Source organism: Pseudomonas sp. GM74 (assembly GCF_000282455.1).
In the GTDB taxonomy this organism is placed as follows: Bacteria; Pseudomonadota; Gammaproteobacteria; order Pseudomonadales; family Pseudomonadaceae; genus Aquipseudomonas.
Genome location: NZ_AKJG01000051.1, coordinates 25608 through 38891 on the forward strand (window position 1 = coordinate 25608; position 13284 = coordinate 38891).

General features: G+C 61.5%; 8 protein-coding genes. 6 read left to right on the forward strand and 2 right to left on the reverse strand.

The features are described from left to right. Position 1: 1 nt before the first annotated feature. From PMI34_RS15975 to PMI34_RS15950, 6 genes are all read left to right on the forward strand, one after another. Entirely contained in the window at positions 2 to 1582 is a 1581-nt protein-coding gene (locus PMI34_RS15975; protein ID WP_008049476.1) for a VWA domain-containing protein, read from the forward strand. Then, positions 1579 to 3024, forward strand: coding sequence for a BatD family protein (locus tag PMI34_RS15970; RefSeq protein WP_008049477.1), 1446 nt, complete (start codon positions 1579 to 1581; stop codon positions 3022 to 3024). The genes PMI34_RS15975 and PMI34_RS15970 overlap by 4 nt, the downstream gene beginning before the upstream one ends. Continuing rightward, positions 3021 to 4049, forward strand: coding sequence for an HAD family hydrolase (locus tag PMI34_RS15965; protein ID WP_008049478.1), 1029 nt, complete (start codon positions 3021 to 3023; stop codon positions 4047 to 4049). Before PMI34_RS15970 ends, PMI34_RS15965 begins: the two co-directional genes overlap by 4 nt. Positions 4050 to 4121: 72 nt before the next feature. Continuing rightward, the gene (locus PMI34_RS15960; protein ID WP_008049479.1) at positions 4122 to 5702 is read left to right on the forward strand and encodes an arylsulfatase; all 1581 of its coding nucleotides are present in this window, start codon (positions 4122 to 4124) and stop codon (positions 5700 to 5702) included. Positions 5703 to 5892: 190 nt separating this feature from the next. Next, positions 5893 to 8406 (forward strand): fused MFS/spermidine synthase, encoded by a 2514-nt coding sequence (locus PMI34_RS15955; protein WP_008049481.1) that lies wholly within the window; start codon positions 5893 to 5895, stop codon positions 8404 to 8406. Positions 8407 to 8602: 196 nt separating this feature from the next. Continuing rightward, entirely contained in the window at positions 8603 to 10942 is a 2340-nt protein-coding gene (locus tag PMI34_RS15950; protein WP_008049482.1) for a tetratricopeptide repeat protein, read from the forward strand. Positions 10943 to 11117: 175 nt separating this feature from the next. Here PMI34_RS15950 and PMI34_RS15945 read toward each other — a convergent pair whose 3' ends face one another. Together PMI34_RS15945 and PMI34_RS15940 are read right to left on the reverse strand one after the other, a co-directional pair. Continuing rightward, positions 11118 to 11597, reverse strand: coding sequence for a DUF934 domain-containing protein (locus PMI34_RS15945; protein WP_008049483.1), 480 nt, complete (start codon positions 11595 to 11597; stop codon positions 11118 to 11120). Then, positions 11594 to 13267, reverse strand: coding sequence for a nitrite/sulfite reductase (locus tag PMI34_RS15940; protein ID WP_008049484.1), 1674 nt, complete (start codon positions 13265 to 13267; stop codon positions 11594 to 11596). Before PMI34_RS15940 ends, PMI34_RS15945 begins: the two co-directional genes overlap by 4 nt. Between the last annotated feature and the right edge of the window lie 17 nt (positions 13268 to 13284).

A 13284-nucleotide genomic window follows, 5' to 3' on the forward strand; every position in this document is an offset into this window, starting at 1 on the left:
GATGGACATCAACCTCAGCGACTTCCATTTCCTGCGCCCCCTGTGGCTTTTGCTCGCGATCTTCGGTGGGCTGCTGCCGTTGCTGTGGCGGCGCAACCGGGATCTGCAACGGCGCTTGCGCAGCAACATCGCCGCGCACCTGCTGCCGCATCTGCTGATCACCCCGCAAGACCGGCAACGCCTGCGTCCGGTGCACCTGGTGTGTGCGCTGCTGGTACTCGGCGCCATTGCCGCCGCCGGGCCGACCTGGGAGCGGGATCGGCCAGATTTTCTGGAGAACCGTGCGCCGCTGATCATCGCCGTCGACCTGTCGCCGTCCATGGACGCCAGCGATGTTCCACCGAGTCGCCTGGAAGCGACCAGGCACAAGCTCCACGACTTGATCCAGCGCCGCGCCGGGTCGCGCAGCGCCTTGATTGCCTATGCCGGCAGCGAGCATCTGGTATTGCCCGCCACCGACGATGCGGCGCTGCTCGATACGTTCATTCAGGCCCTGAGCACCGACCTGATCAGCAAGCCGGGGAAAAATGTCGGCGCGGTCATCGATCAGGCCAAGCGCCTGCTCGCCACCGAGAAAACCCCCGGCACCCTGCTGCTGATCACCGATGGCGCCGACACTTCGGCACTGGCCGGGCTGGATAAACAGCTGACTGGCAGTGCGCTGCAAGTGCTGATTCTGGCGGCTGGCAGCACCGATGGCGGGATCATTCGCGATGCCGCTGGCCGGCCGCGCACCGACAGCAACGGTCGCCCGCAACTCGGCAGTTTCGATCAGGACGCCCTCAAGCAGCTTGCAGCAACGATGGATGCCCCGCTGGGCAGCCTGACCCTCAATGATGACGACCTGGACTGGGTCGAACTGCACGCCCGGCAGCACTTCCAGTCTGCCAGTGACGAACAGCGTGAACTGCACTGGAAAGACGCAGGTTACTGGCTGTGCTGGCCGCTGCTGTTGATCGCCTTTTTCAGCGTACGCAAGGGCTGGAGCTTGAACTGGATGGCTGGGTTGTTGCTGACGGCAGGCTTGGGCTTGCAACCGGTGCCGGCGCGGGCCAATGCGCTGACCGACGCTTTTTTTACCCGCGACCAGCAAGGTCGCTGGGCCTTCGAGCATCAGCACTTCCCTCAGGCGGCGGCCTTGTTTGTCGATCCGTACTGGAAAGGCGTTGCCGCCTACCACGCGGCGGATTTCGACCTGGCACTGGCCAGTTTCGCGCGCCTCGACACACCGCAGGCCTATTTCTATCTGGGCAACATCTACGTGCGGCGCTTCAAGTTCGATCAGGCCATCGCGGCCTATAACCAGGCGCTGAAGTTGCAACCGCAGTTTCCGCAAGCCACGGCCAATCTGGCGCTGGCCATTGCCTTGCAGAAGGACACCGAAAGCGCCGGGAAAAACACCCCGCAGGTCAAACCCGACGAGATCAAGATGGACAAGGCGCCGGGTAAAGGCCAAAGCAAAAAGGTAGAGACCCAGCAAGCGGCCTCGGATGAGCAATGGTTGCAGAACCTCACCACATCGCCGGCGAAATTCCTCAAGCAGAAATTCAGCTTGCAGGATCAGGCGGGGGCCAAGCCATGACCTATCTTCAAGACCGGGTCGCCGCCATCGCGGGCAAGCCCGCTCCCACAGGGACTATGTGTCGTACACAAATTGTGGGGATCACTTCAATCAACTGTGGGAGCGGGCTTGCCCGCGAAGGCGTCCGATCAATCACCGCAGCAATTGGCACCTTGCTTCTATGCCTGATCAGCCTCGGAGCGTGGGGCAATGAACCCGAACTGCGGGTCAGCGCCACCCTGCAACCCGCCAACCCCGTCATGGTCGGCAGCCTGGTCGAACTGCAACTCGATGTCTTCACCGATTCCTGGTTCACCAGCGTCCCCACCCTGCCCGACCTGAAACTGCCCGGTGCACTGGTGATGCCACCGGACGGCCACGCCGAACACCTGAACCAGACAATCAACGGCAAAGCCTTCAGCGGCATGCGCTACAGCTACCTGATCACGCCGAATCTGGCCCAGGATTTCGACATTCCGGCACTGACAGTCCGCGCCACTCCGGGTCAGGCGACCAGCGCGCTGAGTGCCCAGAGCCAGCCATTGCACTTCAGCGCGACGCAACCGCCGGGGTTCGAACCTGGAGAACCGGTGCTGGTGGCCCAAGGACTGCGGTTCACGCAAAAGACCTTCAGTTCGGCGACCCCGCTGAAAGTCGGTGACAGCATCACCCGAGAACTGACGTTGCAGGCCGACGGTGCCCTGGCCATGTCATTGCCGACACCGACGCCGGACGAGATCAAGGGGCTGAGCCTCTACCCGCAAGCGCCGCAAATCCGCAATCTGGACGACGGTCGGGGCAACTTCAATGGCGGTCAGCGCATCGACACCGTGACCTATCGAATCGACACCGAAGGCCACTACAGCCTGCCATCCGTCGAACTGAAATGGTGGGATGCCAGCAGCCAGAAAACCCGCGCGGCCACGGTACCTGCCGTGACCTTCGACGCTGCCACCAACAGCGCCTACAAGCCGGTGTTTTCAATCACCGAAGACCTGAAAAAACTCGGCCAGCAAAACCGTCTGCATCTTTCCGGGCACTGGTTCGGACTATTGGCACTGGTGTTGGCGGTGGTGGCACTCGGCTGGTTCAGTCGCCCGCTCGTACACCGCGTGTACCTCAAGTGGCAAGCCCGACGCCGCACCCGACATGCCGCCTGGCTCGAGTCCGCCGACTACGCCTGGCGGCAGATCCCGGCACAAATCGAGGGCAAACCGGCGCAACTCAGCGCCCTGTACCTGTGGACCCGGCGCACTCGCCAAGGTCTGAAACTGACGCAACTCGGCCCGCGCCTGCAAACGTTCCTGCGCGCCTGTTATGGCCGTGAACCGGCCAAAGACCAGGCGCTGCGCCAAATCAGGGAATCCTTGTCTACGCTGCATAGTCAGGCCGAGCTCAACAGGGAATCTGTCGCATCTGCACTGCATCCACTCAACCCCGTTCATGAGAAGGATTTCCCATGACAAACCCGATGTCGCTGCGCCATCACCACGGGTTTAGATTTTTACTGACCTTGGTCTTGAGCCTGCCGCTGCTGGTTCAGGCAGCCGAGCCACTACCATCGTGGAATGACGGCCCGTCAAAAAAGAACATCATCGAGTTCGTCCAGGCCGTGACCGATCAAGGCAGCAAGGACTTCGTAAAACCCGAGGACCGCATTGCCGTGTTCGACAACGACGGCACCTTGTGGAGCGAGCAGCCGATGTACTTCGAGCTGCTGTTCGCCCTCGACGAAGTCAAACGCACCGCGCCGCAGCACCCGGAGTGGAAAACCACTCAACCGTTCCAGGCGGTACTGGAAAACGATCACAAGGCCCTGGCCGCCGCTGGCATGGAGGGCCTCCTGAAGATTTTCGCGGCGACCCACACGGGCATGACCACCGCAGCCTTCGACGACTACGCCAAGACCTGGCTGAGCCAGGCCCGGCATCCGAAAACCGGCAAGCCTTACACCGAGATGATCTTCCAGCCCATGCTGGAAATGCTCGACTACCTGCGCAGCCAGGACTTCAAAACCTACATTGTTTCCGGCGGCGATACCGGGTTCATGCGCGCCTTCGCCGAAAAGGTCTACGGCATTCCACCAGAACAGGTCATCGGCACCACCTTCGTCACGGCCTTTCAGTACAAGGATGGCGAGGCGTCGATCCTGCGCACACCGAAACTGGCGCACAACGACGACGGCCCGGGCAAACCGGAAAGCATTGACGCGGTAATCGGGCGCCGGCCGATCCTCGCGTTCGGCAACTCCGATGGCGACCTGCAGATGCTCCAGTGGACCGCCGCCGGTCCCGGTAAACGTTTCATGGGGTTGGTGCATCACACCGACGCCAAACGTGAATGGGCTTACGATCGGCAGTCGCAGATCGGCCGTCTGGACAAGGCCCTGGACGAAGCAAACTCCCGAGGCTGGACCGTCGTTGACATGGCGTCCGAATGGCGTCGGATCTATCCATTCGATGCCGCCACACCTGAGCAAGTGCAATAAAAAGACGTAATGCAGGACCGCAAAAACGTTTGTCGCAGCACGCGACACCAGTGAGCATAAGGAGCCAGTCAGATGACTCGCATACGTAAGTGGATACCGAAACTCGCCTTTGTGGCAGCGTCGGTCATGGCGATCTCGGCAACTGCCGGGGCCGCTGAAAAGCCCAACATTCTCGTGATCTTCGGCGACGATATCGGCCAGACCAACATCAGCGCCTACTCCATGGGCGTGGTCGGCTACAAGACTCCGAACATCGACCGCATCGCCAAGGAAGGCATGATGTTCACCGACTACTACGCGGAGAACAGCTGCACTGCCGGACGGTCGTCCTTCATCACTGGGCAGACGCCACTGCGTACCGGTTTGTCGAAAGTCGGCATCCCGGGCGCGCCGGTGGGCCTGCAAAAGCGTGATATCACCATCGCCCAGGCCCTCAAGTCCCAGGGTTACGCCACCGGCCAATTCGGCAAAAACCACTTGGGTGACAAGGATGAATACCTGCCGACCAATCACGGTTTCGACGAGTTTTTCGGCAACCTGTATCACCTCAACGCCGAAGAAGAGCCTGAGCGCCCTTACTGGCCGAAAGACGATGCCGCATTCGTCAAAGCCAACACCCCGCGCGGTGTGATCCACAGCTTCGCTGACGGCAAGATCGAAGACACTGGTGCCTTGACCGCCAAGCGCATGGAAACCATCGACGACGAGACCACCGCCGCAGCGCAAGCGTTCATCGAGAAACAGGCCAAGGCGGACAAACCGTTCTTCGTCTGGATGAATACCACGCGCATGCACTTGTTCACTCACGTACGCGATTCGATGAAGGGCCAGAGCGGCATGCCCGGCAACGATTACGCGGACGGCATGCTCGAGCATGACGGCGACGTCGGCAAACTGCTGAAAACCCTCGACGACCTGAAAATCACCGACAACACCATCGTCGTCTACACCACCGACAACGGCCCGAACCAGTTCTCCTGGCCGGATGCAGCGACCACGCCTTTCCGTAACGAGAAGAACTCCAACTGGGAAGGTGCCTACCGGGTTCCGGCGATGATCCGCTGGCCAGGCAAGATCAAGCCGGGTGAAGTGTCCAACGAGATGTTCTCGGGCATGGACTGGTTCCCGACCCTGCTCGCGGCGGCGGGTGATGCCGAGGTGAAAAGCAAGCTGCTCAAAGGCTGGGCACCGACCTCTGGCGGGACCAACTTCAAGGTGCACCTGGATGGCTACAACCAATTGCCTTACCTGACCGGCCAACAACCCAAGAGTGAACGCAAGGAGTTCTACTACTTCAACGACGACGGCGTGCTGGTATCGATGCGCTTCGACAACTGGAAAGCCGTGTTCTGCGAGCAACGCGCACCCGGTGGTTTCAAGGTCTGGAGCGAACCATTCGTATGCTTGCGCGTACCGAAAATCTTCAACCTGCGAATGGACCCGTATGAACGTGCCGACGTGGTTTCCGATCAGTACTACGATTGGGCCACCAAGAACGTTTACCTGGCGGCTGTAGCCGTTGGCAAGTCGGCGGCGTTCCTTGAAACCTTCATCGAATATCCACCAAGCCAGAAACCGGCCAGCTTCAGCATCGACCAGATCCGTGCTGCGGTAGACGCCAAAATTGCTGAAAAAATGAAAGCTGCACAGTAAGACCGTCAGACCGCCGCTTGCCTTCATTGGCGAGCGGTACTGTTTCCGACTTGGGACCGTATTGGCCCCAATCGCGGGCAAGCCCGCTCCCACAGGGATTTTGTCGTACCGAAGACCCAGTGTGGGGCCGTATTGCCCGCGATGAGGCCCGCACAGTCGCAGTTTTCTTGAATTGGAAAGGCAATCCGCAATGACCTCACGTGTCGCCAGCAAGTCGTCGGCCATACCTGCGCCCCATGTCGCTGCCCCGGCGGTGTTGATTCCCGCCCTGCTGCTGTTTGTCTCCGGTGCCGCGGCGCTGGTGTACCAGGTGCTGTGGATCAAGCAGCTGTCGTTGGTGGTAGGCGTCGAGGTCTATGCCATCACCACCGGAATCAGCGCGTTCTTTGCCGGATTGGCCTTGGGCGGTTTGCTGTTCGGCCGCTGGGCGGACCGGATGCAGCAACCGGTTGTGCTGTACGCCGGGCTGGAAGTGCTGGTGGCGGTGCTGGGTGTTGGCGCGACTTTCGCCATGAGCCTGGCGGCCAGCCCGTTTGCCTGGCTGGAAGAACACATCGGCCTGCTGGCCTGGGTGTTGCCGTTTGTGCTGGTGGGCATACCCGCACTGTTGATGGGCGGCACGCTGCCGGTGCTGGTTCGCTCCCTGGCCTCTGACCCGCAACACCTGGGCAAGGCCGGCGGGCAGCTTTATGCGGCGAACACCGCCGGGGCCATCGCCGGCACCCTGCTCGCTGGGTTTGTGCTGATTGCCACCCTCGGCGTGCGCGGCAGCGCGCTGGCCGCCGCGATGTTGAACCTGCTGGCCGCCGCGGGGGCCTTGTGGTTCCAGCGTCAGCGCGTGGCGCCAGGCCTTGCCCCGGTGAAACATCACACCGACAAAAAAACCGATCGCCTGGCCTTGTGGCTGTACGCCATTGCCGGTGGCGTGGCCCTGGGCTACGAGGTCGTGTGGTCGCAATCGATCGTGCAATTCATGAGCACCCGTACCTACGCCTTTGCCGTGGTGCTGGCGACTTACCTCACCGGGCTGTTTCTGGGCAGCATGCTGCTGGCCCGTCGGGTCGATCGCCTGCGCGATCCCTGGGGTGTGTTCGGCTTGTTGATCGCCGGGGCCGGGCTGGTCGCCTTGCTGGAAATCGCCTTGCTGGGGCGCTGGCTGGTGTTCGCCCAGACCCTGGCCGAATCCTGGGTATTGTCATTGGGCGGCAGCGAACTGGCGGGCATGAGCACGCGGTTTGCGGTGGCCGCCCTGAGCATCGTGTTTGTGCCGACCCTGCTGCTGGGCGCGGCTTTTCCGTTGGCCCTGCGCTTGAGCGTCGGCGGTGAACGGATAGGACGCCATGTCGGTGAAGTCGTCGCATTCAATACCCTTGGCGGGATTATCGGCGTGATGCTCTGCGGCTTTGCCCTGATCCCGATGCTGGGACTGGTGCGGACCCTGGGTCTGTTGGCGATTATCGCCGCCGGTATCGCCTGCTTCGCTGTGCGCAAGGGCCATGGGGTAAAGAAAGGCCGGCGTCAGGCGGTCATTGCCATCGGCCTGGTGTCGCTGGCGCTCGCGGTGTTTACGCAGGTCAACAAACTCGCCAGCCTGCTGCCGGGTGCGCGCAATGGCACTTTGACGTTCTATGAAGAAGGCCGTGGCGGGACCGTCGCCGTGGTTTCCCAAGGCAGGGGCGAAAGAGCGTTCCAGCGTTTGTACATTCAGGGCGTGTCCAACACCGGCGACGCCATGCCATCCCTGCGTTACATGCGGATTCAGGCGTTGCTGCCCTTGCTGATCCACAACGGTGAGCCGCGTTCGGCGCTGGTGATCGGATTCGGCACCGGCATTACCGCCGGCGCCCTGACCCGCTTCCCCGGCCTGGAACATCGCGTGGTCGCCGAACTGCTGCCCTCGGTGGTCAGGGCGGCGCCGTTGTTCAAGGGCAATTTCAATGCAGCGGCCAATCCGGGGGTCGATGTCCGTCTGCGCGATGGGCGCCAGGAACTGTTGAGCAACCCGCAGCGCTACGACCTGATCACCCTCGAACCGCCACCGCCCTCCGCTGCCGGCGTGGTCAATCTGTATTCCCGGGACTTCTATCAACTGGCCGCCAGCCGTTTGCAGAAACAAGGCCTGGTCGCCCAATGGCTGCCGCTGCCGACGCAGAACATCGATGACTCGCGCTCACTGGTGCGCAGCTTCCTCGACGTGTTCCCTTACGCGACCCTGTGGACCAGCGAGTTCCACGAGATGCTGCTGGTAGGCTCGATGGAGCCGATTGAACTGGATGCGGCGAAGATCAATGCGCGCTTCCAGCAGGACAGCATTCGCAGCACCTTGCAGGATGTCGGCATCGGTTCGGCCGCGGCGTTGCTCGCCACCTGGGTGACTGACCGCGCTGGGCTTGAACGCTTCGCTGGCGATGCGCAACCGGTGACTGACGATCAGCCGAAGATCGAATACGCGCCGTGGGTACGCTCCGGGGAAATCAGTCGCGTGTTGCCTGCCCTGCTCGACTTGCACCAGCCGCCAGCACTGCTGAACGCCGACGCCGGGTTCATCGAGCGCATGAATACTCAACAGCAACGCCTCATGCAGTTCTATCGGGCGAGCCTGCATGCGTACGACGGTGACCGTGAGGCCTGGGTCAGGGATATTCGCGAGGTAATGCGCGGGGATGCGGGGAATCCGTATTACCGGTGGTTTGTCGGGGAGTGATGCGGAGTCCTGGCGGCCGCCATCGCGGGCAAGCCCGCTCCCACATGGGATGCGTTCCCCTGTGGGAGCGGGCTTGCCCGCGAAGGGGCCATCAGCCTCAATACAATATCTTTGACACACGCCGACTATCCGGCAAAGCTGCATCGAGCTTCAACGCGCGCCTGACGGTAAACGCACCTGGACCATGGAAGTCGTGATGCCAAAACATAAAAATAAAGTTGCAGCCCCAAACCCTGATTCGCAACCACCCCTGATCAAGCGTTATCTGTTCCCTGTCACCATCGGCATCCTGCTCCTGGCCGTGGCGGGCATCGGCTGGTTTTTGCTAAGCAGCACCCCGACGCCACTCAAGCTTGCTCCCGTCAGCACACCCGCCGTGCAACCGGTCGCTATCGCGCCGGCGAAAATGGTCGATGAGCAACAATGCCAGGGCTGCCACGGCGAGCAGGTCAAGGACTGGCAAGGCTCCCATCACCAATTGGCGATGCAGGAGGCCAACGTCGAAACGGTGCAAGGCGACTTCAATAAGGTCACTTTCAGGGCCGAAAAAGAGGCCACGGTGTTCTCGCGCAAAGGCGACGAATTCTGGGTCAACACACCGGGTATCGATGGCAAGAATGCCGATTTCAAGGTCGCTTACACCTTTGGCATTGCCCCGTTGCAGCAATACTTGATCGAGGTCGGCGATGGTCGGCTACAGGCCCTCGGCGTGGCTTGGGATACCGAGAAGCAGCGCTGGTTTCACCTTTATCCGGGCCAGGGCGTGACCTTCAAGAACCCGCTGCACTGGAGCAAACCCAGCCAGAACGCCAACTTCATGTGCGTCGAATGCCATACCACCGGGTACAAGCGCAATTTCGACGCGGCAAAAAACACCTTCGACAGCCACTGGAACAGCCTCGGTGTCGGCTGTCAGGCCTGCCATGGCCCGGCGTCCAGTCACCTGGAGTGGACCGCGAAGAAAACCGACCTGATCCATGCCGGATTTGCCGTCGACCTCAAGGACAAAAACGCCACAGTGGAAATCGAAACCTGCGCCCGCTGCCACTCGCGCCGCGCACCGCTGGGCGACGGTAACACGGTTGGCAAGCGCCTGATGGATGACTATCTACCGAGTGTCCTGACCCGCGAACTGTATGCGCTGGACGGCAAGATCAAGGACGAAGTGTTCGAACACGGCTCCTTTGCCCAGAGCAAAATGTTCGACAAGGGCGTGCGTTGCAGCAACTGCCACAACCCTCACAGCACCCAGCTAAGGGCGCCGGGCAACGGTCTGTGTCTGCAATGCCACAACACCGCCGGCAAAACCACCGTGGAAGGCGTCGACAGCAAAGGCCTGCAAGCGAAAAACTATGACTCCATCGAACACACCCGCCACACCATGGGCCAACCGGGTTCGCAGTGCGTGGATTGCCACATGCCCGGCAAGTTCTACATGGGCAACGACTTCCGGCATGACCACAGCTTCAGCATTCCCAATCCCGAGCGAGCGAAAAAACTCGGCACGCCGGACGCTTGCCTGACCTGCCACCTGGGCAAGGACGGCGACAAAATCACCGGACAATTCAAGTTGTGGAATACCGCCAGTACCCCGCAAGCCCCGCGCTACGACGAAAGCCTGTGGCTGATTCGCAACGGCCAGCCCGGCGCGGCGCAAGCCTTGTACGAGCAGTTGCAACGCAGCAATCTGCCAGCGATTCAACGGGCGACCCTGCTGACCGAATTGCCGATGTACCCCAGCGAACAGGCGTTGAAACTGGCGACCAGGGATCTGGGCAATCCGGCCCCGCAAGTACGTGAAAGCGCCATCCGGGCGATCAGCGCTTTCCTGCCGCCAGCAGAGCGTGCACAGCTATTGACGCCGTTGCTCAGTGACCCGGTGAAAGCCGTGCGCATTGCCGCAGCCCGGGACTTGCTCAGCGTGGCGCGCAACGGTCTGGGCGGCGCCCAGGACAGCTGGAATGCCGCCATAGCCGAGTACGAAACGGTGCAGAAAAGCCTGGCCGAACGCGGCGAAGCCAATCTCAATCTGGCGATGTTGTATCAGGCCAGTGGTCGTGGTGGTGATGTCGAAGGCCTGCTGCGAATTGCGCTCCAACGCGATCCGGACTTCTACCCGGCACTGGTAACGCTGGTGCAATGGCTGGAAGCCAACGGCCGCACTCAGGAAGCCCAGGCGCTCATGGTGCAAAGTCTCAAGGAACACCCGGACGCCGCCCTGCTGCAACATACTCAAGGCCTGTCGCTGGTACGCGCGGGCAAAGCCGACCAGGCCATGCCGTTCCTGCGCAAAGCCGCGCAACTGGAGCCGCAGAGCCCGCAGTACGGCTACGTGCTGGCAGTAGCCCTGCATGACAGTGGCAAAGTGGATGCCGCGTGCGAGGAGCTGGAAAGGTTGTTGAAAGTTCAGCCGGCCAACCGCAATGTGCGGCTGTCGTTGATCCAGTACTACCTCGACAACGGACAGGAACAGAAGGCCCAGGTGCTGCTGCAAGGCTGGAAGAAAATCAATATGGGGGATCCGGCATTGAAGTAGAACCTCTTGTAGCAGCTGCCGAGCAGCGCGAGGCTGCGTTCGGCTGCGAAGCAGTCGTAAACCCTGCGAATGCGGTGTTCCTGAATACCGCGTCGTTTGATTTCACGACTGCTACGCAGCCGAACGCAGCCTCGCGCTGCTCGGCAGCTGCTACAACGTACAATGGGCAAAAACTTCAACGACGTCTGAACAACGGCCGCGGCTCGATCACCGAACGCCCGTACAGCACACTCATCCCCGCCAGACCTTTCAACGCATCCTCGGCGGATTTGTCTTCGCGCACGGCGAAGCTGTCGAAACCGCATTGGCGCATGTGGCTCAGTTGATCGCGCAGGACGTCGCCGATAGCGCGCAATTCGCCGGCCCAACCCAATCGGGTGCGCAGCAGATAAGCCTGGCTGTAGCCGCGACCGTCACGAAAGCTCGGGAAGTCCAGGGCGATCAGCGGCAGTTGGGCAAACCACGGCTTGAGACTTTCCACTTCATCGTCCGGCCCCAGCCACACACCCTGTTGCCGAGGGTTTTCCAGCCATCTGGCGAGCGGCAGGATCACGGCACCGTCTGGCACTGGTTGCTCCGGGGCCCGCACCAGTGTCCATGGATCATCCGCCACAATCCGCGCCACACCCTCCTCTAGCCGCAACAGATTGTTCACGCCGACACCTCCAACACTTTCGGATAGACCGCTTCCTTGAACGGCTCCAGACCGATGCGCTGTACGGTGTCGACAAACAGCTCCTCACTCTCGCGATAACGCACGAAAGTCTCGATGACCTGCTCGATCACCTGCGGCACTTCGACTGCGCTGAACGACGGGCCGATGACCTTGCCCAGCGCGCTGTTCTTGCCTTGGGCACCGCCGAGGGTGATCTGGTACCACTCGCTACCGTTCTTATCGACGCCGAGGATGCCGATGTTGCCGATGTGGTGGTGACCGCAGGCGTTCATGCAGCCGGAGATATTGAGGCTGATGTCGCCCAGGTCGTGCAGGTAGTCGAGGTCGTCGAAACGCGCCTGAATGCCCTGGGCGATGGGGATCGACTTGGCATTGGCCAGTGCGCAGAAATCACCGCCGGGACAAGCGATGATATCGGTGAGCAAACCGGCGTTGGCGCTGCCCAGATTGTGTTCGCAGGCCAGGCACCACAGCGCGAACAGCTCGGCTTTTGGCACGTCCGGCAGGACGATGTTCTGTTCATGGGCAATGCGGATCTCGCCGAAACCGAAGCGCTCGGCCCAGTCGGCCACCGCCTCCATTTGTTTGTCCGTGACGTCGCCCGGTGGCGAAGCGCTGCCCGGTTTGGTCGACAACACCACGCTGGCGTAGCCCGGCACTTTATGCGGCTGAACATTGCGCAGCACCCAGCGCGCGAACGCCGGGTTGTCGGCCAGGTGCGTGCCGTAATCGAGGCTGGTGTCCGCCAGCTCGCGATAAGGTGGCGCGACGAAGGCGCTGGCCACGCGGTCGAACTCATCAATGGTCAGTTGCGCCGGGCCGTCCTTGAGGTGCTGCCACTCCTCCTCCACTTCCTGGGCGAAAGCTTCGATGCCCAGGGCCTTGACCAGGATCTTGATCCGCGCCTTGTATTTGTTGTCCCGTCGGCCATGGCGGTTGTACACCCGCAACACCGCCTCGACGTAGGACAGCAGGTGCTGCCACGGCAGGCCTTCGCGGATCTGCAAACCGAGGATAGGCGTGCGCCCCAGACCGCCGCCAACGATCACCCGCAACAGCATTTGCCCATCGTTGCCGGGGTAAAGATAGAGGCCGATGTCATGCATCATGATCGCCGCCCGGTCCTGTTCGGCCGAGCAGATGGCGATCTTGAACTTGCGTGGCAGGAACAGGAATTCCGGGTTGATGGTCGACCACTGCCGCAGGATCTCCGCCAGCGGTCGCGGGTCGATCATTTCGTCTGCCGCAACCCCGGCGAAAGCTTCTGTGGTGATGTTGCGCACGCAGTTGCCGGAGGTCTGGATCGCATGCATTTCCACCTGGGCCAGGCGTTCGAGGATGTCCGGCACCTGGGCCAGTTCGATCCAGTTGAACTGCATGTTCTGCCGGGTGGTGAAGTGGCCGTATCCGCGATCGTAATCCCGGGCGATGCTCGCCAGCGTGCGCATCTGCCGGGCACTCAGCGTGCCGTAGGGAATGGCGACGCGCAGCATGTAGGCGTGTTTTTGCATGTACAGGCCGTTCTGCAGGCGCAACGGCAGGAATTCTTCTTCGCTCAGTTCGCCGGCCATGAAACGCTCGACCTGATCGCGGAACTGCGCAACCCGTTCGAACACCAGAGCCCGGTCATAATCATCGTACTGATACATGTAGATACCTCATCAGG

Bases quoted from the DNA above. Each gene is read 5' to 3' on its own strand.
- PMI34_RS15955 (WP_008049481.1), top strand. From the start codon at position 5,893: ATGACCTCACGTGTCGCCAGCAAGTCGTCGGCCATACCTGCGCCCCAT.
- PMI34_RS15965 (WP_008049478.1), top strand. From the start codon at position 3,021: ATGACAAACCCGATGTCGCTGCGCCATCACCACGGGTTTAGATTTTTA.
- PMI34_RS15975 (WP_008049476.1), top strand. From the start codon at position 2: ATGGACATCAACCTCAGCGACTTCCATTTCCTGCGCCCCCTGTGGCTT.
- PMI34_RS15970 (WP_008049477.1), top strand. From the start codon at position 1,579: ATGACCTATCTTCAAGACCGGGTCGCCGCCATCGCGGGCAAGCCCGCT.
- PMI34_RS15940 (WP_008049484.1), bottom strand. From the start codon at position 13,267: ATGTATCAGTACGATGATTATGACCGGGCTCTGGTGTTCGAACGGGTT.
- PMI34_RS15950 (WP_008049482.1), top strand. From the start codon at position 8,603: ATGCCAAAACATAAAAATAAAGTTGCAGCCCCAAACCCTGATTCGCAA.
- PMI34_RS15960 (WP_008049479.1), top strand. From the start codon at position 4,122: ATGACTCGCATACGTAAGTGGATACCGAAACTCGCCTTTGTGGCAGCG.